Below are 17,966 nucleotides of genomic sequence, written 5' to 3'. Positions count from 1 at the left end.
GGATCAGGCCTCGTCGCCGCCGCGCACCATGCCGGCGGCGAGCGTGGCCCCGTCCTGGGGGTCGATCACGAGGAACGCCCCGGTGCGCCGATGCACGGCGTAGGGCTCCACGGGCAGCGGCGCGGCCAGGTGCAGGCGCACCTGTCCGATGTCGTTGAGCCCGAGGGTCTCGGCCGGGTCGAGCCGCAGGGTGTCGAGGTCGAGCCGACCGGCCACCTCCTGGACGAGCGCCCGGACGACGGCGGTGCCGTGCTTGACGAGGACCTGCTGCCCGACGCGCAGCGGTGCGGCGGAGAGCCAACACAGCGCGGCGGCCACCTCCGTGGTGGGGCGCGGGGCGGTGTCCGCGGCGGCGATCGTGTCCCCGCGGGCCACGTCCACCTCGTCGGCCAGGCGCAGGACCACCGACTGTGGGGAGGAGGCCTCCTCAAGGGATTCCCCGGCGGCGTCCACGCCCACCACGGTCGTGGTGCGCGCCGGCTGCCCCGGGCTGAGGACGGCGACGGCGTCCCCGGGCCGGACGGTGCCCGCCACGACCTGCCCGGCGTAGCCGCGGTAGTCGCGGAACACCTCGGGGTCGAGGCCGGGGGCCAGGGCGCCCTGGGGGCGCACCACGAGCTGCACCGGGAAGCGGAAGGAGGCGGCGGCGTCGTCCTCGGCGTCCGCCCCGGGCAGGGACTCGAGCAGCTCCATGAGCGTGGGGCCGGTGTACCAGTCCGTCCGCTCGGAGCGGGTGACCACGTTGTCGCCCTGGAGGGCGGACACCGGGACGCTCACCGCGTCGGAGAGGCCGAGCTCCCGGGCCACGCGCCGGACGTCCTCGGCGATCGCGGTGAAGACCTCCTCGGAGTAGTCCACGAGATCGATCTTGTTGACGGCGACGATCACGTGCGGCACCCGCAGCAGGGCCACCACGCTGAGGTGGCGTCGGGTCTGCTCCACCACGCCCTTGCGGGCGTCCACGAGCAGCACGACGGCGTCGGCCGTCGAGGCGCCCGTGACGGTGTTGCGGGTGTACTGCACGTGCCCGGGGCAGTCGGCCAGCACGAAGGTGCGCCGGTCCGTGGCGAAGTACCGGTACGCGACGTCGATCGTGATCCCCTGCTCCCGCTCGGCGCGCAGGCCGTCGGTCAGCAGCGCCAGGTCCAGCCCGCCCTCGGCGCCGCCGAAGCCGCGCTCGGCGGAGGTGCGGGCCACGGCCTCGAGCTGGTCGGCCAGGACGGCCTTGGAGTCGTGCAGGAGGCGGCCCACGAGGGTGGACTTGCCGTCGTCGACCGAGCCGGCCGTGGCCAGGCGGAACAGGGTCCCGGCGGGGGCGTGCCGGTCCAGCAGTGCGGTGCTCATCAGAAGTACCCGTCCTTCTTGCGATCTTCCATGGCCGCCTCGGAGATGCGGTCGTCGGCGCGGGTGGCCCCGCGTTCGGTCAGGGTGGAGGCGGCGACCTCGAGCACGACGTCCTCGACGGTGGCGGCGTCCGAGAGGACGGCGCCGGTGCAGGACATGTCGCCCACCGTGCGGTAGCGCACCGTCCGCGTGGTGACCTCCTCGCCCTCGGTCGGGCGGGAGTGCTCCCCCACGGCGCGCCACATGCCGTCGCGGCGGAAGACCTCCCGCTCGTGCGCGTAGTAGATGGGGGGCAGCTCGATGCCCTCGCGGGCGATGTACCGCCACACGTCCAGTTCGGTCCAGTTGCTGATGGGGAACGCGCGGACGTGCTGGCCGGGGGTGTGACGGCCGTTGTAGAGGTTCCACAGCTCGGGGCGCTGGTTGCGCGGGTCCCACTGCCCGAACGCGTCGCGCAGGCTGATGATCCGCTCCTTGGACCGCGCCTTGTCCTCGTCACGGCGGCCTCCCCCGAAGACGGCGTCGAACCGGTTGGTCCGGATCGTGTCCAGCAGGGGGGTGGTCTGCAGGGTGTTGCGGGTGCCGTCGGCGCGCTCACGCAGCTCGCCGCGGTCGATGTACTCCTGCACGGAGCCCACCACGAGCCGCAGGCCGAGCCGCTCCACCGTGCGGTCGCGGAACTCGAGGACCTCGGGGAAGTTGTGGCCGGTGTCCACGTGGACCACCGGGAAGGGGATCCTGCCCGGCCAGAAGGCCTTCGCGGCCAGGTGGAGCATCACCACCGAGTCCTTGCCGCCCGAGAAGAGCATGGCGGGGCGCTCGAACTCGGCCACCACCTCGCGGATGATGTGGATCGCCTCGGCCTCCAGGGCGTCCTGGACGTCGGGCCCGGCGGGGCTCACGGTCCCCGGGTCGGGGGCATGGGTGAGGGTCATCGTGTCTCCTTGGTCTGTCTCGGGTGCGGCGCTCAGACGTGGATGCCGCACTCGGTCTTCGCGGTCCCGGCCCAGCGCCCGGCTCGGGGGTCCTCCCCGGGGGCGACGGGGCGGGTGCAGGGACGGCAGCCGATCGACGGGTAGCCGTTCTGCAGGAGCAGGTTCACGGGCACGTCGTGGTCCGTGGCGTAGCCGACCAGGTCGTCGAAGCTCCACGGGGCGACGGGGTTGACCTTGACCATGCCGTGGGCCTCGTCCCAGCCCACCAGCGGGGTGTTCGTGCGCGTCGGCGCCTCGTCCCGGCGGACGCCGGTGAACCACAGGTCGTATCCGGCCAGCGCCCGGTTGAGGGGCTCGACCTTGCGCATCGCGCAGCACAGCCCCGGGTCACGGGCGAACAGGTCCTTGCCGTGGCGCTCGTCCTGCTCGGCCACGGTCAGCTCCGGGAGCACGTCCACCACGGTGACGTCGAGGCGGCGGGCCACCTCGTCGCGCGTCGCGAGGGTCTCGGTGAAGTGATAGCCGGTCTCCAGGAAGAGGACGTCCACGCCGGGCATCCGCTGCGCCACCAGGTGCGGCAGGACGGCGTCGGCCATGGAGCAGGCGACGGCGGCCCGGCGGAGGTCCACATGGCGGGCGGCCCAGTCGACCACCGCCGCGGCGGGGGCGTCCCAGCCGAGCTCGGCGGCGCCGGACTCCGCGAGTGCCTGCAGGCGCTCGAGGTCCTCGGTCGGACGGGTGGGGGGAACGGTGCTCATCGGAGGGCCTCCTCGTCGACTCGGTGCGCCCACCGGGCGAAGGTCTCGCCCGGCTCGCGCTGCTCGTCGTACCGGCGGACGAGGCGCTCGACGTAGTCGACCAGCCCGTCCGCGCGGACCTTCAGGCCGCGGACGCTGCGTCCGAGGCCGGCCTCGGCGCGGTCCACGGAGGCCAGCCCGCCGCCCAGGTGCACCTGGAAGCCGGGCGTCTGGCCGCCGTCGTCGTCCGGGAGCAGCTGCCCCTTCAGACCGATGTCCGCGGTCTGGATGCGGGCGCAGGAGTTGGGGCAGCCGTTCACATGCAGGCTCAGCCGCTCGGGGAGGCGGTCGGCGAGGTCGGCCAGGCGCTCCTCCAGCTGGGCGATCGCGGCGGTGGCGGTGTCCTTCGTGTCCACGATGGCGAGCTTGCAGAACTCCAGGCCCGTGCAGGCGATGGTGGAGCGGCGGAACACGGACGGCTCCGGGTCCAGTCCCAGCTCCTTCAAACCGGCCACGACGGCGTCCACCCGGTCCCGCTCCACGTCCAGCACCACGATCTTCTGGTGGGGGGTGGTCCGCAGCCGCGTGGAGCCGTGGGCCTCGAGCAGGTCCGCGAGGGCGGTGAGGGTGGTGCCGCTGGAGCGGCCGACGACGGGGGCGGCACCGATGTAGAAGCGGCCGTCCTTCTGCTCGTGGACCCCCACGTGGTCGCCGGGGCGGGTGGGCGGGGCCGGGGCGGGGCCGTCGGGCAGGGCGTAGCCGAGGTACTCCTCCTCCAGCACGGTGCGGAACCTCGCCGGCCCCCAGTCCTCGAGCAGGTACTTCATGCGGGCCTTGTTGCGCAGGCGCCGGTAGCCGTAGTCGCGGAAGATGCTCACGACGGCGTGCCACACCTCGGGGGCGCGCTCGGCCGAGACGAACGCACCGATCCGGTCGGCCAGGCGGGCCTTCGTGGACAGGCCGCCACCGACCCACAGGTCGTAGCCGGGGCCCAGCTCGGGGTGCACCACGCCGATCAGGGAGATGTCGTTGATCTCGTGGACCACGTCCTGGGAGGGATGGCCGGTGATGGCGGTCTTGAACTTGCGGGGCAGGTTGGAGACCTCGAGGTCGCCGATCCAGCGGTCCGCGATCTCCCGGATCACGGGCGTGGGGTCGATGATCTCGTCCGCGGCGATCCCGGCCACCGGTGAGCCGAGGATCACGCGCGGCACGTCGCCGCAGGCCTCGGTGGTGGACAGGCCCACGGACTCCAGGCGCCGCCAGATCTCGGGGACGTCCTCGACGCGGATCCAGTGCAGCTGGACGTTCTGCCGGTCGGTGATGTCCGCGGTGTCACGGCCGAAGTCGGTGGAGATCCCGCCGATCACGCGCAGCTGCTCGGTGGTGAGGTCACCGCCGTCGATGCGCACGCGCAGCATGAAGTAGCGGTCCTCGAGTTCGTGGGGCTCCAGGGTGGCGGTCTTGCCGCCGTCGATCCCCTGCCGGCGCTGGGTGTACAGGCCCCACCAGCGGAAGCGGCCGTGCAGGTCGTCCGAGGGGATCGAGTCGAAGCCCTCGTGGGCGTAGACCTGCTCGATGCGCTCGCGGACGTTCAGGCCGTCGTCCTGCTGCTTGAACTCCTCGTTGTGGTTCAGGGGGGCGGTCCCGTCCACCTTCCACTGGCCGTGCGGCTTGGCGGAGGGACGGCGCGGAGTGCGCGCCGGCCTCGACGTCTCGTTCACCTGGGTCATGGCCGCCACGCTAGGAACCCGGCATGCCAGCCCCCAAGATCGTCGACGCGGTTCGTCACGTTCCCGGGGCCGGGCCGCGGTCGGTGCCCGGCCCGGCCCCGGTCGTGTGACGAACGGCTCAGCGGCCTCCGGCGGCTCCCCTCGGGGCCTCAGCGAGGGCGGACCGCAGCCGGTCCAGGGCGATCCGCGCCACCAGCGGATGCGGCAGCAGGGGGTCGGTGACCGCGTCCGCGCCGGCCTCGCCGAGTCGGTCGTGGAAGTACCCGGGGGCCAGCAGGTGGGCGGCCACCACGGCGCGACGGCCGGCGGCGCGCACCCGGGAGACGGCGTCGGGCACCCGGGGGGTGGCCGCCGCCCCGAACGCCGCGGTCACGGGCAGTCCCGTGGCCCGGGCCAGGGCCCCGGCCAGGGCGTGCACCTGGGCCTGGCCGTCCGCGGCGCGAGTGCCGGCCGCCGCCAGGATGATGTCCGATGTCGCGGCCTCACCGGCCGGCACCGCCTGGGCCACCCGTTCGGCCAGAACGGTCACCAGGCGCGGCTCGACGTCGTCCCCGACCCCGGCCAGCGGTGCGGCGGCGATCGTGTCGGGCCGGGCGGCCGCGGCGTGGTGGATGTCGTGGTGGACGTGATGGCCCAGGGACAGCAGCAGCGGCACGATCACGGCCGACTCCCCCGGGGGCAGGTCCGCCACGACCTCGTCAAGGGAGGGGCTCTGCACGTCCACGTAGGCCTCGTGGACCTGGGCGCCCGGCCCCTCGGCGTCCAGGAGGGCCGCCAGGTCGGCACGGAGGCCGTCGATCACGACGCGGCCGGCCGCGTCGTGCGTGCCGTGGGCGCAGGCGATCACGTGCAGCACGGGCGCGCTCATGCCGAGCCCACCGCGTCGGCCCACACGTTCTGCGGCCCGCCGCTCACCGGCGGATCACCTTGTGCTGGGCGGCCTGGGCGACCGGCCGCATCACGATCTGATCCAGGTTCACGTGGTGGGGCAGCTCGACGGCGTGGACGCACACCTCGGCGACGTCCTCGGCGGTGAGCGGCTTCTCCACGCCCGCATACACGGCGTCCGCGGCGGACTGGTCGCCGCCCAGGCGGTTGCGGGAGAACTCCTCGGTGTGGACCATGCCCGGGAGCACCTCGATCACCCGCACGTTGTGCTCGGCCTCCTCCAGGCGCAGCGCGCCGGTGAGCCCGTGCTGGCCCATCTTCGCGGCGTTGTAGCCGGCGCCGCCCTCGTAGGCGGTGACGGCGGCGGTCGAGGTCAGGTTGAGCACGGTGCCCTCGCCGTGGGCGCGGAGCATGGGCAGGAACGCCTGGCACATCGTCAGGGTGCCGAGCACGTTGACGCGGTACATCCACTCCCAGTCGGCGCGGTCGCCCACGCCCACCGCGTCCGTGCCGAGCGCGCCGCCGGCGATGTTGACGAGGGTGTCGGCGCCGCCGTCGGCCTCGACGCGCGAGGCCAGCGCGGCGACGGCGGCCTCGTCCGTGACGTCCAGGGCGGCGGGGACGACGTCGCCGCTCACGCCCTCGGCCCGGGCGTCGGCAGCGAGGGTCTCGAGGCGCTCGGCCCGGCGGCCGACGGCGTACACGCGCCAGCCGCGGCGGGCGAGCTCGAGGGCCGTGGCGCGGCCGATGCCGCTCGTGGCCCCCGTCACGACGGCGGCGCGGGCGGGGTTCTTCGCAGGTTCATGGGTGTGGCTCACGCCTCCGACCGTAGCCGAGCCGTGCCGTTCGGAGCACCGCCCGGATCACCTCCGCCAGGTCGAGCGGCTGAAAGGGCGGGACGTCCCGGGCGTCGTCGCAGGCCCGGCCCGCCGCCCCGGTCATGGGAGGATGGCGGGCATGGCTGAGAACACGCAGGGCACAGACACGCCCATCGACGCATCGACCCCGTCCACCCCCGCCGCCGGCGCCGTGGCCGTGCCGGACAAGCCGGCCCTCGAGGGCCTCGAGGAGAAGCTGACCGCCCGCTGGGCCGACGAGCGCACGTACGCGTTCGACACGCAGACCACCCGCGAGCAGGTCTACTCGATCGACACTCCCCCGCCGACCGCCTCCGGCTCCCTGCATGTGGGCCACGTCTTCTCCTACACGCAGACCGACGTGCTCGCCCGGTACCAGCGCATGAACGGCAAGAACGTGTTCTACCCGATGGGCTGGGACGACAACGGCCTGCCCACCGAGCGCCGTGTGCAGAACTACTACGGCGTCCGCTGCGACCCCGCCAAGCCGTACGTGGAGGGCTACCGCCCGCCGGAGAAGCCGGCGAAGAACCAGCGCGACTGGGACGTGATCTCCCGCAAGAACTTCATCGAGCTCTGCGAGGAGCTCGCCGTCGAGGACGAGAAGGTCTTCGAGGACCTCTTCACCCGCCTCGGCCTGTCCGTCGACTGGGACATGACCTACCGGACCATCGACGACGTCTCCCGCGCCGTCTCCCAGCGCGCCTTCCTGGCCGGCATCGCCTCGGGCGACGCCTACCTGGCCGAGGCCCCCACCATGTGGGACGTGACCTTCCGCACCGCCGTGGCCCAGGCCGAGCTCGAGGACCGCGAGGTCCCCGGCGCCTACCACCGCTACGCCTTCACCGCTGCGGACGGCGAGCAGGTCTTCATCGAGACCACCCGCCCCGAGCTGCTGGCCTCCTGCTCCGGCCTGGTCGCCCACCCGGACGACGAGCGCTACCAGCACCTGTTCGGCACGACCGTCACCTCCCCGCTGTACGGCGTGGAGGTCGAGGTCTTCCCGCACCCGCTGGCCAAGCCGGACAAGGGCTCCGGCATCGCCATGGTCTGCACCTTCGGCGACCTCAACGACGTCACCTGGTGGCGCGAGCTGCAGCTGCCGACCCGCACCCTGATCGGCCGTGACGGCCGCTTCGCCGCCGACACCCCCGAGTGGATCACCACGGACGCCGGCCGACAGGCCTATGCGGACACCGTGGCCGGCAAGACCGTGTTCTCCGCCAAGCAGGGTGTGGTGGACGCCCTCACCGCGGCCGGCCTGCTGGACGGAGAGCCGAAGAAGATCATGCACGCCGTGAACTTCTACGAGAAGGGCGACAAGCCGCTCGAGGTCGTCACCTCCCGCCAGTGGTACATCCGCAACGGCGGCCGCGACGCCGACCGCCGCGCGGAGCTGATCGAGCGCGGCCGCGAGCTCTCCTGGCACCCGGAGCACATGCGCCACCGCTACGAGAACTGGGTCGAGGGCCTCAACGGTGACTGGCTCGTCTCCCGCCAGCGCTTCTTCGGGGTGCCGATCCCGGTCTGGTACCCGCTGGACGCGGAGGGTGAGCCCGACTATGAGAACCCGATCCTCCCGGCCGACGAGCAGCTCCCCGTGGACCCGGCCGCCGAGGCCGCCCCGGGCTACTCCGAGGACCAGCGCGACGTCCCCGGCGGCTTCACCGGCGACCCGGACGTCCTGGACACCTGGGCCACCTCCTCGCTGACCCCGCAGATCGTGGGCCGCTGGTCCCGTGACGAGGCGTTCTTCAACAACGTCTTCCCGTTCGATCTGCGCCCGCAGGGCCACGACATCATCCGCACCTGGCTGTTCTCCACCGTGGTGCGCGCCCACGCCCTCAACGGCTCCGTGCCGTGGACGGACACCGCGCTCTCCGGCTGGATCCTCGACCCGGACCGCAAGAAGATGTCCAAGTCCAAGGGCAACGTGGTGGTCCCGACCGACATCCTGGACCAGTTCGGCTCGGACGCCGTCCGCTACTGGGCCGCCTCGGCCCGCCTCGGCGCGGACACCGCCTACGAGGTGGCGCAGATGAAGATCGGCCGCCGCCTGGCCATCAAGCTGCTCAACGCCGCCAAGTTCGTGCTGAACCTGGGCGCCACGCAGGACGCCGTCATCCGTACGGCCGACGACGCCGCGGCCGTCACCAACCCGCTGGACGCCTCCCTGCTGACGCGCCTCGCGGCCACCGTGGAGCAGGCGACCCGCGCGTTCGAGGCCTACGACTACGCACGTGCCCTCAACGTGACCGAGCAGTTCTTCTGGGCCTTCACGGACGACTACGTGGAGCTCGTGAAGGACCGTGCCTACGGTGGCCACGGCGAGGCCGAGCAGGCCTCGGTGGTGACCACGCTGGCCACCACCCTGGACGCCCTGCTGCGTCTGCTGGCCCCGTTCCAGCCGTTCGCCACCGAGGAGGTGTGGAGCTGGTGGCGCGCCGGCTCCGTGCACACCGCCGCGTGGCCGGGCGCCGCGGACGAGGTGGCGTCCCTGTCCTTCGCCGCCTCCGCCGGCGACGCCGAGGTCCTGCCCACCGTGGCGCAGGTCCTGGGCGGCATCCGCAAGGCGAAGTCCGAGGCCAAGGTGAAGCAGCGGACCGAGGTGCGCTCCGCCGTGGTGACCGGACCGGCCGACTGGCTCGAGAAGCTGCGCGGCGGCCTGGCGGACCTCAAGGCGGCCGGCAACATCGCGGACCTGTCCCTCACGCAGGGCGAGGCCGGCGAGTCCGCGCCCCTGACCGTCTCCGACGTGCAGCTCGCACCGGTCGACGACGACTGACCCGCGCCGCGCGTTCCCGGACGGTGTCTCGGGAGCGCACGCGGCACGACGACGGCCCCGTCGCCCATCACGGGCGGCGGGGCCGTCGTCGCGCCCGTGCTGCAAACCCGAGTCTGCCGTCAGCGTGGGATGTTCGTGGCCCGGATCCGGTAGGGCACAGCACGCGTCGGACAGTCCGCCGCCGGATCGGAGTTCGTCGGGAGGCGGCCCTCCCGGGGGTGTCGTGGTGCACCTCCCGGTCGTGCTCCTGCCGCATGTCGCAGTGCGGTCACCGCGGCGGGGGTGGACACTGAGAGGATGAGACCGACACCCGATCCCGCCCCGGCCGGCCGCCGCGCCTGCGACTCCTCCGCCCGGCGGATGTCCGCCGCCCTCGCCGCCATGGGCGTGCTCCACTTCGTCCGACCTGAGCCCTTCGACGGGCTGATCCCGCCGTTCCTGCCCGGCTCGGCCCGCGCGTGGACCCACGGCTCCGGCGTGGCCGAGCTGGCCGTGGCGGGTCTGCTGGCCGTCCCGCGCACCCGGCGCGCGGGCGGACGCGCCGCGCAGGCGCTCTTCCTCGGCGTGTGGCCCGGCAATGCGTGGATGGCCTGGCGGTGGCGACGCCGGCCCTGGCCGGCGCAACTGGTCTCCCTCGGGCGGCTGCCCCTGCAGGTCCCCCTGATCCGCGCGGCCGGCAGAGTGGCGCGCAGCTGACCCCCGCCGCCCCGCACCCCGACGACGCCGGCCCCACACCTTCGCGCTGAAGGTGTGGGGCCGGTCTCGTGCGAGCCGGGGGCTCAGTCGAACTGCGGATCCGTGGTGCGGGCCCGCTTGATCTCGTAGAAGTACGGGAAGTCGGCCAGGGCGACGGCGCCGTCGAAGATGCGGCCCGCCTCCTCGCCGCGCGGGATGCGGGTCATCACGGGACCGAAGAAGGCCGTGCCGTTGAACGCCACGACGGGCGTGCCGACGTCGTTGCCCACGAGGTCCTCCGCCTCCTTCTGGCTGGCGCGCAGCTGCTCGTCGGCCACGTCGGTGCGGGCGGCGTCCAGGATGTCCGCGTCGTGGCCCAGCTCCTCGAGGGCCTCGGCCACCACGGCCTCGTAGTCCGTGCGGCCCTGCTCGTGGATGCGGGTGCCGACCGCGGTGTACCACGGGCCGAGCGCCTCGGCACCGTGCCGCTCGCGCACCTGCACGGCGGCGCGGGCCGGCAGCCAGGCCTTCTCGAGGCGGGCCAGGTAGTCGGGGTCCAGGTCGCGGCCCTCGTTCAGGACGGCGAGCGACATGATCTTGAAGACCACCCGCACGTCGCGCACCTTCTGGACCTCCAGGATCCACCGGGAGGTGATCCAGGCGAACGGGCACGTGGCGTCGAAGTAGAAGTCGACGGTGGGCTGCTGCGTGGTGTCGGTCATGCTGTGCTCCTTGCGGTCAGGGAGCCGTCTCGGCTCCGGTCGGTCCTGCTGGGCGACGGCGGTCAGGCGCTCCGGCCGCGTCGACGTCGTTCCACCTCGGCCGGGATGAGCGTGGGCTCGGCCTCGCCGCGCACCACGTCCCCGGAGATGACGACCGTGCCCACATCCGAACGGGAGGGCAGCTCGAACATCACGGGCTTGAGGACGTTCTCCATGATGGAGCGCAGGCCGCGGGCGCCGGTGCCGCGGGCCTCGGCCTGGGCGACGACGGCGTCCAGGGCGTCCTGCTCGAACTCGAGCTCCACGCCGTCCATGAGGAACATCTTCTGGTACTGCTTGAGCAGGGCGTTCCTCGGTTCGGTCAGCACCCGCACGAGCTGTTCGTGCGTGAGGTCCTCGACAGTGGTGATCACGGGCAGGCGGCCGATGAACTCGGGGATGAGGCCGAACTTCAGCAGGTCCTCCGGCCGCACGTCCGCGTAGGTGACGTCCCCCGCGCCCAGGTGGTTCAGGGGCGCGCCGAACCCGATGCCCTTGCGTCCGGCACGGGAACCGATGATCTCGTCCAGGCCCGCGAACGCGCCCGCCACGATGAACAGCACGTTGGACGTGTCGATCTGCAGGAACTCCTGGTGGGGGTGCTTGCGCCCGCCCTGCGGCGGCACCGACGCCACCGTGCCCTCGAGGATCTTCAGCAGGGCCTGCTGCACCCCCTCGCCGGAGACGTCCCGGGTGATGGAGGGGTTCTCGGACTTCCGCGAGATCTTGTCGATCTCGTCGATGTAGATGATGCCCTGCTCGGCCTTCTTCACGTCGTAGTCCGCGGCCTGGATGAGCTTGAGGAGGATGTTCTCCACGTCCTCGCCCACATAGCCGGCCTCGGTGAGGCTGGTGGCGTCCGCGACCGCGAACGGGACGTTGAGCCGCCGGGCGAGGGTCTGCGCGAGATACGTCTTGCCGGAGCCGGTGGGGCCGACCATGAGGATGTTCGACTTGCCGACCTCGACGTCCGCGAGGTCGTCCCGCTCGGTGAGGCGGTCGGCCAGGTCACCGCCCCGCGCCTGCGGCCCACGCACGCGCTTGTAGTGGTTGTACACGGCGACGGCGAGGGAACGCTTGGCCGCCTCCTGACCGATCACGAAGCTCTCGAGGTGGTCGAAGATCTCCTGCGGGGTGGGCAGGACGGTCTCGTCCGCCTCCGCCGCCTCGCCGAGCTCCTCCTCGATGATCTCGTTGCACAGCTCGATGCACTCGTCGCAGATGTAGACACCCGGGCCGGCGATGAGCTTGCGCACCTGCTTCTGGCTCTTCCCGCAGAACGAGCATTTCAGCAGGTCAGCGCTCTCTCCGATACGCGCCATGGTGGTACTCCTCGAAGGCCGGGCGGAGACGTCCGCCCCGCGCGGGCGTCGTCGCTGTCAGATTCCGTCCAGCATACGGCCGTGGACGGACACGTTAAGGGACCGGGTCCCCGGTCGGCGCCGAGGGGCCCGGCCGCGCGGCCGGACCCCTCGGCGGGCGTCGTCGGTCAGGCAGACGGGCGGGTGATCTTGCGGGAGGCGAGGACCTCGTCCACGAGGCCGTACTCGAGGGCCTGCTCGGCCGAGAGGAACTTGTCCCGGTCGATGTCCTGCGAGACCTCCTCGGGCGTGCGGTTGGTGAGGGAGGCCAGCGTCTCCTCCATCCACACGCGCATCCGGTTGATCTCCTGGGCGTGGATCTGCAGGTCCGTGGCGGTGCCGCGGTCGCCCTGCATCGCCGGCTGGTGGATCAGCACGCGCGCGTTGGGCAGCGCCAGACGCTTGCCGGGGGCGCCCGCGGCCAGCAGCACGGCCGCGGCGGAGGCGGCCTGGCCCAGGCACACGGTCTGCACCTCGGGGCGGATGAACTGCATGGTGTCGTAGATCGCCGTCATGGCCGTGAACGAGCCGCCCGGCGAGTTGATGTACAGGGTGATGTCACGTTCGGAGTCCATCGCCTCGAGCACGAGCAGCTGGGCCATCACGTCGTCGGCCGACGCGTCGTCCACCTGCGCGCCGAGGAAGACGATGCGGTCCTCGAAGAGCTTGGCGTAGGGGTCCTGACGCTTGAAGCCGTAGGGGGTGCGCTCCTCGAACTGCGGGAGGATGTAGCGCGCGTCCGGCGTGGGCAGGGAGGGCATCCCGGTGGGGAGCCCGGCGGGGAACTGGGTCATTCTTGGTCTCCTGGAGAGGGTCGGGACGGTCCGGGCCGGGCTCAGCCCCGGACGCCGCCGCCGCCGGTCACGGACGCGGCACGGTCGGCGATGTGGTCGATGAAGCCGTACTCGAGGGCCTCCTGCGCGGTGAACCACTTGTCACGCGCGTTGTCCTCGAGGATGGTCTCCACGGACTGGCCGGTCTGCTCGGCGGTCAGCTCCGCCATCACCTGCTTCATGTGCAGGATCAGCTGGGCCTGGATGCGGATGTCCGACTCGGTGCCGCCGATGCCGCCGGAGGGCTGGTGCATCAGCACGCGGGCGTGGGGGGTGGCGTAGCGCTTGCCCTTGGTGCCGGAGGCGAGCAGGAACTGGCCCATGGACGCGGCGAGGCCGGTGGCCACCGTCACGACGTCGTTGGGGATGTACTGCATCGTGTCGTAGATCGCCATGCCCGCGGTGACGGAGCCGCCCGGGGAGTTGATGTACAGGTAGATGTCCTTCTCCGGGTCCTCGGCCGAGAGCAGGAGCAGCTGGGAGCAGATCGCGTTGGCGTTGTCGTCACGGACGTCCTCGCCCAGCCAGACGATGCGCGACTTCAGCAGCTGGGTGTAGAGGAAATCCTCGCGCTGCGCCGGGTCCACCGAACGCATGCTGGGGGTGATGTCGGTCATCACTTCCGCCTTCCTGTCGAGATGTCCACGGGCCTCCCGAACGGCGGCCGCTCGCGCGGACGGACGGGTCCCTGATCGAGTCCGACACTAGCCGGGCGTCCGGGCCAGCGCGCGGGACGCCGTCGGCGTTTCGCTGTTGGCGCAGGTTGTCGCGGACCCCGCCCGGGGCCGCCCACCGGGGCCCCGGGACGACGACGGCGCCCCCACCGGCGTGGGCGGGGGCGCCGTCGTCGTGGCTCGGCGGGGGTGCGTCCCCACCGGCCGGGATCAGGCCTGCTCGGCCGCCGCGGCGTCGTCGGCCTCGGCCTCGGCGTCGAGGGCCTCCTGGCCGCCCGGGGTCACGAACGCCGTCAGGTCGACGGCCTTGCCGTCGGTGTCGGTGACCTCGGCGTACTCGAGGACCTTGGCCAGGGCCTTGCGGCGGCGGACCTCGCCCATGATCATCGGGATCTGCCCGCCCTGGTCGAGCATCATGGCGAACTGGTTCGGGTCCATGCCGTACTCGGAGGAGGTGGCGATGATGTACTCGATCAGCTCACCCTGGTCGACCGTGACCTCCTCGGCCTCGGCGACCTCGTCCAGGATGACCTCGTTGGCGAACGCCTCGCGGGTGTTCTGCTCGAGCTCGGCACGGTGCTCGGCGGTGTCGTGGTCGTCGCCCGCGGTGTGGCCGCCGGCGGAGAAGTGCTGCTCGACCTGCTCGGCGATGACGCCGTCCGGCACCGGGACCTCGACGAGCTTGGCCAGCTCCTCGAGGACCTTGTCGCGGGCCTCGACGCCCTGGCGGTTCACGGCCTCCTCGGCGGCCTGCTTCTTCAGGTCCTCCTTGAGCTCGGCGATGGTGTCGAACTCGGAGGCCAGCTGGGCGAACTCGTCGTCGGCCTCGGGCAGCTCGCGCTCCTTGACGGCCGTCAGCTCCAGCTTGACCACGGCGGTCTCGCCGTCGTGCTCGCCGCCGTTGAGCGTGGTCTCGAAGGTGGCGTCCTCGCCGGCGGACAGGCCGTCGAGGGCCTCGTCGATGCCCTCGAGCATGGTGCCGGCGCCCACCTGGTAGGACAGGCCCTCGGCCTGGTCGACCTGCTCGCCGTCGACCGTGGCGGTCAGGTTCATCGTGACGAAGTCGTCCTGGGCGGCCGGGCGGTCCACATCCTTGAGGGAGCCGAAGCGCGAGCGCAGGGCGTCGAGGGCCTTCTGCTCGTCCTCCTCGGTGGCCTGGGCGGGCTCCACCGTCACCTTGAGGCCCTTGTAGTCGGGCAGCTCGATGGTCGGGCGCACGTCGAACTCGGCGGTGAAGGCCACCGGGCCCTCGGCGTTCTCCGCGTCCGGGGTGGCGGTCACGTCGACCTCGGGGCGGGAGATCGGCGTGACCTCGGCCTCGGCGATGGCGGCGGAGAACCAGGTGTTCAGGCCCTCGTTGACGGCCTGGTCCACGACGATCTCGCGGCCGAAGCGCTGCTCGATCAGGCGCGCCGGGATCTTGCCCTTGCGGAAGCCCGGGATCTGGACCTGGTTGGCGATGTCCTTGAACGCCTTGTCCAGGGCGGGCTTCACCTCCTCGAACGGCACCTCGACGGTCAGCTTGACGCGGGTCGGGCTGAGGTTCTCTGCGGTGGACTTGACCACGGATGACTCCTGTTGGTGGTGGTGGATGGTCTTGACGTCGAGTCGGGGTGACAGGATTTGAACCTGCGGCCTCACGCTCCCAAAGCGCGCGCTCTACCAAGCTGAGCTACACCCCGCCGTCGTCCCCGACGCCGGCGGGCTCACGCGGTGGAGGCTCGCCGGACACCCGAGGGACTGCCCGAGGGCAGACTGTGGAATCCTAGCGCGCCGTCTCGCGCCCCGCGAAAAGCCGCGACCGCCGGCCCGTGAAGCCGTCCATCGTGGCGTTGACCCCGAGGACGTCCATCGCGCGGTCGAAGACGGGCGCCGGCAGGGCGCGCAGGGGCGCGATCAGACCGACGGCGCGCGGCAGCAGCAGGCGGGTGCGGCCGGCCTCGACGGCGTCCAGCACCTCCTGCGCCACGTGGCGCGGATCCAGCACGGGCAGCAGCCAGGGCACCCGGCTGCGCACGCCCGCGAACATCCCGGTGTCGATGTAGAAGGGGCAGACGGCGAGGGAGGTGACGCGGCTGCCGTCCTTGCGCAGCTCCGCGGCGAGGGACTCGGCGAAGCCGACCGCGGCGTGCTTGGTGGCGGAATAGTCCGTCTGGCGCGCGACGCCGACCAACCCCGCGGCCGAGGCCACCGTGACCACGGCCCCGCGGTCCCGGGCCCGCATTCCGGGCAGGACCGCCCGGGTCAGCCAGTACGGCGCGAGTGCGTTCACCTCGAAGGTGCGGCGGATGCCCTCCTCCGTGGCGTCCTCGAGGCGCACGCCCGTCACGACGCCCGCGTTGTTCACGGCGACGTCCACCTCTCCGGCGCGGGCGGCGGCGGCCTCGACGGCGGCCGCGTCCGTCACGTCCACGCGCTCGGCCTGGGCGTCCGCGCCCTGAGACCGGATCTCGGCGGCGACGGCCTCAGCCCCCTGCAGGTCGAGGTCCCAGACGACGACGCGGCCCGCGCCGCGGCGGGCGGCCCCCAGGGCGATCAGTCGACCGATGCCGGACGCGCCGCCCGTCACGAGGACGGTGGCGCCGCGCAGGGACAGGGGACGACGGCCGGCGAGGGCGGACGCGGCCCTGCGGAGGGCGGGACGGGAGCCGTGCATCATGCCTCTTCCCCCACGGCCGACGCGGGCCCGCCGTGATACGGTGTCAGCCGCTGGTCCGCGCCGAGCGCGGCCCCGCGGGGATGTAGCTCAATGGTAGAGCCCCAGTCTTCCAAACTGGCTACGCGGGTTCGATTCCCGTCATCCCCTCCGGACCTCATGAGCCGGGTCATCGTGTGCACACGATGGCCCGGCTCATGGCTTTCTCGGGTGCGTCGTCGTCCGCGCCGGTGCCTTGACCGCTGTGCCCGGTCGGGCCTGCTACAGGCCCCTCAGCTCTGACAGGTGAGGCACCGGTAGAGCTTCCGGGCCGCCATCTCCTCCACCACGATCGTCTCGCGCCCGCACACGAGGCAGGCCAGGCCCTGCCGCTGGTACACGTAGTTCGCGTGCTCGGGCCAGGCCGATTCGGCAGGGATCCCCGGCCGGTGCTCGGGCCGCGTGGTGACGATCCGCCCGAGCCGCACGCCCTCCCGCATGAGCGCGGCGTTGTCCGCCCAGAGGAATGCCAGGTCCGACGCGGAGACCTCCCGGGCCGGCCGCCACGGGTCGATGCCGGCGCGGAACAGCGCCTCGGCCCGGAAGATGTTGCCGATCCCGCTGACGGCCGCCTGGTCCATCAGCACGACGCCGATCGGCCGCCGTGTCCGCCGGGCGAGGTCGTAGAACGGCGCGGGATCGTCGTCGCTCAGCGGATCCGGGCCCAGGCCGGCGACGACGTCGGCAGCCTCGGCCGGAGTGAGCGCGCGGCACCGGCTCGCGCCGATCAGGTCGGCCCAGCCGTGCTCGGCGCGCAGTCGCAGCCGGACCGTGGCGGCCGGCGGCGGGGGCTGGACCCAGCCGTTGGCGTCGCGAGCGGGCTCGGCGGCCGGGGCGCCGTCGTCGTGGACCTCCCGCTCGCCGATCCGGCGGGGTGCGCCGATCGAGGACGCGGCCGCGAAGTCCTGATCCCCGCCGAAGGTCCACGCCCCGTACATGCCCAGGTGGACGTGGAGCACGTGGCCGCCGGAGACGTCGGCGAAGAAGTGCTTGCCGTGGGCCCGGGCGCGCTTCAGGACCTGGCCGTCGAGCAGGGCGGCCCCCTCGGCGAAGCGGCCCTGCGGACTCGTGGCGCGGATCCGGCGGCCGCCGAAGACGTCGGTGAACTGGCGCGCGAGACGGTGGACGGAGTGGCCCTCAGGCACTCACATCAGCACCTCTCCGGTGGTCTCGTAGTGCGCGATCTTCCCGATGCGGCGCACGTGGCGCTCGTCCTGGGAGAACGGTTCGGCCAGGAACGCCTCGATGAGCTCGGTGGCCTCCTCGAGCGAGTGCTGTCGACCGCCGACGGCCACGACGTTCGCGTCGTTGTGCGCGCGGGCCAGCCGCGCCGTGTCCAGGTTCCAGGCCAGGGCGGCTCGGACGCCGGCCACCTTGTTGGCGGCGATCTGCTCGCCGTTGCCGGAGCCGCCCAGCACGATGCCGAGCGAGTCCAGTCCCTGCTCGCGGTCGGCGACGACGGCGCGGGCGGCGTTGATGCAGAAGCCCGGGTAGTCGTCCTGCGCGTCGTACTCGGTGGGTCCGTGGTCCACCATCTCGTAGCCAGCGGCGGTGAGGTGCTCCACCAGGTGGGCGGACAGCTCCATGCCGGCGTGGTCGGTGGCGATGTGGACGCGCATGCGCAGACTCCTCCAGAAGGACGACGGTCGGGTGGGGTCAGTCTACTGACGGCCCCACCCGACCCCCTG

At 72.5% G+C, this 17,966-nt stretch carries 16 protein-coding genes and 2 tRNA genes; 3 read left to right on the top strand and 15 right to left on the bottom strand.

The features are described 5' to 3' along the window. Window positions 1–3: 3 nt before the first annotated feature. The 6 genes from AC0VX2_RS04835 to AC0VX2_RS04810 all read right to left on the bottom strand — a co-directional run bounded on the left by AC0VX2_RS04835 (window position 4) and on the right by AC0VX2_RS04810 (window position 6,455). Window positions 4–1,344: a sulfate adenylyltransferase subunit 1 gene (locus AC0VX2_RS04835; RefSeq protein ID WP_101965503.1), complete on the bottom strand. Its 1,341-nt coding sequence runs from the start codon at window positions 1,342–1,344 to the stop codon at window positions 4–6. Continuing rightward, a complete protein-coding gene (cysD, locus tag AC0VX2_RS04830; protein WP_070709669.1) occupies window positions 1,344–2,279 on the bottom strand; it encodes a sulfate adenylyltransferase subunit CysD in 936 nt (311 codons plus the stop codon). Before cysD ends, AC0VX2_RS04835 begins: the two co-directional genes overlap by 1 nt. 32 nt (window positions 2,280–2,311) lie before the next feature. Beyond that, window positions 2,312–3,037, bottom strand: coding sequence for a phosphoadenylyl-sulfate reductase (locus AC0VX2_RS04825; RefSeq protein WP_041104785.1), 726 nt, complete (start codon window positions 3,035–3,037; stop codon window positions 2,312–2,314). Beyond that, window positions 3,034–4,749, bottom strand: coding sequence for a nitrite/sulfite reductase (locus AC0VX2_RS04820; protein ID WP_070709672.1), 1,716 nt, complete (start codon window positions 4,747–4,749; stop codon window positions 3,034–3,036). The genes AC0VX2_RS04825 and AC0VX2_RS04820 overlap by 4 nt, the downstream gene beginning before the upstream one ends. 118 nt (window positions 4,750–4,867) lie before the next feature. Further along, window positions 4,868–5,617, bottom strand: coding sequence for a sirohydrochlorin chelatase (locus AC0VX2_RS04815; RefSeq protein ID WP_036338855.1), 750 nt, complete (start codon window positions 5,615–5,617; stop codon window positions 4,868–4,870). Between the two features lie 43 nt (window positions 5,618–5,660). Then, complete coding sequence (locus AC0VX2_RS04810; RefSeq protein ID WP_044659094.1) at window positions 5,661–6,455, bottom strand: SDR family oxidoreductase; 795 nt, start codon at window positions 6,453–6,455, stop codon at window positions 5,661–5,663. Between the two features lie 139 nt (window positions 6,456–6,594). On the opposite strand from AC0VX2_RS04810, the gene valS reads away from it, so the two are divergent. Next, window positions 6,595–9,279, top strand: coding sequence for a valine--tRNA ligase (gene valS, locus AC0VX2_RS04805; RefSeq protein ID WP_049146115.1), 2,685 nt, complete (start codon window positions 6,595–6,597; stop codon window positions 9,277–9,279). A 360-nt stretch (window positions 9,280–9,639) separates the two neighbouring features. After that, on the top strand, window positions 9,640–9,975 hold the full coding sequence (locus AC0VX2_RS04800) for a DoxX family protein (RefSeq protein WP_036316984.1): 336 nt from the start codon (window positions 9,640–9,642) through the stop codon (window positions 9,973–9,975). An 83-nt stretch (window positions 9,976–10,058) separates the two neighbouring features. Here the strand turns inward: AC0VX2_RS04800 and AC0VX2_RS04795 are convergent, their stop codons facing one another. The 7 genes from AC0VX2_RS04795 to AC0VX2_RS04765 form a co-directional block, all read right to left on the bottom strand. After that, window positions 10,059–10,676 carry a mycothiol-dependent nitroreductase Rv2466c family protein gene (locus AC0VX2_RS04795; RefSeq protein WP_036316880.1) on the bottom strand — a complete coding sequence of 206 codons (618 nt, stop codon included), beginning with the start codon at window positions 10,674–10,676 and terminating at the stop codon, window positions 10,059–10,061. A gap of 62 nt (window positions 10,677–10,738) precedes the next feature. Beyond that, a complete protein-coding gene (gene clpX, locus AC0VX2_RS04790) occupies window positions 10,739–12,037 on the bottom strand; it encodes an ATP-dependent Clp protease ATP-binding subunit ClpX (protein WP_036316877.1) in 1,299 nt (432 codons plus the stop codon). Window positions 12,038–12,204: 167 nt separating this feature from the next. Continuing rightward, the gene (locus AC0VX2_RS04785) at window positions 12,205–12,870 is read right to left on the bottom strand and encodes an ATP-dependent Clp protease proteolytic subunit (RefSeq protein ID WP_041104792.1); all 666 of its coding nucleotides are present in this window, start codon (window positions 12,868–12,870) and stop codon (window positions 12,205–12,207) included. A gap of 41 nt (window positions 12,871–12,911) precedes the next feature. After that, window positions 12,912–13,526 (bottom strand): ClpP family protease, encoded by a 615-nt coding sequence (locus AC0VX2_RS04780; protein ID WP_169577765.1) that lies wholly within the window; start codon window positions 13,524–13,526, stop codon window positions 12,912–12,914. A gap of 267 nt (window positions 13,527–13,793) precedes the next feature. Then, window positions 13,794–15,149 carry a trigger factor gene (gene tig, locus AC0VX2_RS04775; RefSeq protein ID WP_101965505.1) on the bottom strand — a complete coding sequence of 452 codons (1,356 nt, stop codon included), beginning with the start codon at window positions 15,147–15,149 and terminating at the stop codon, window positions 13,794–13,796. 42 nt (window positions 15,150–15,191) lie between these two features. Next, window positions 15,192–15,265: transfer RNA gene (locus AC0VX2_RS04770), tRNA-Pro, on the bottom strand. Between the two features lie 83 nt (window positions 15,266–15,348). Next, complete coding sequence (locus tag AC0VX2_RS04765; RefSeq protein WP_036316872.1) at window positions 15,349–16,242, bottom strand: SDR family oxidoreductase; 894 nt, start codon at window positions 16,240–16,242, stop codon at window positions 15,349–15,351. 76 nt (window positions 16,243–16,318) lie between these two features. Here AC0VX2_RS04765 and AC0VX2_RS04760 point away from each other — a divergent pair. Continuing rightward, a tRNA-Gly gene (locus AC0VX2_RS04760) sits at window positions 16,319–16,389 on the top strand. Between the two features lie 122 nt (window positions 16,390–16,511). Here AC0VX2_RS04760 and AC0VX2_RS04755 read toward each other — a convergent pair. Together AC0VX2_RS04755 and AC0VX2_RS04750 are read right to left on the bottom strand one after the other, a co-directional pair. Further along, window positions 16,512–17,423: an Fpg/Nei family DNA glycosylase gene (locus tag AC0VX2_RS04755; protein WP_475432725.1), complete on the bottom strand. Its 912-nt coding sequence runs from the start codon at window positions 17,421–17,423 to the stop codon at window positions 16,512–16,514. Then, window positions 17,424–17,897 (bottom strand): ribose-5-phosphate isomerase, encoded by a 474-nt coding sequence (locus tag AC0VX2_RS04750; protein ID WP_044659097.1) that lies wholly within the window; start codon window positions 17,895–17,897, stop codon window positions 17,424–17,426. Between the last annotated feature and the right edge of the window lie 69 nt (window positions 17,898–17,966).

Source organism: Micrococcus sp. iso_239 (genome assembly GCF_056173395.1).
Note: the sequence above shows the minus strand (reverse complement) of the source record. Positions and strands in the feature narration are given on the sequence as shown.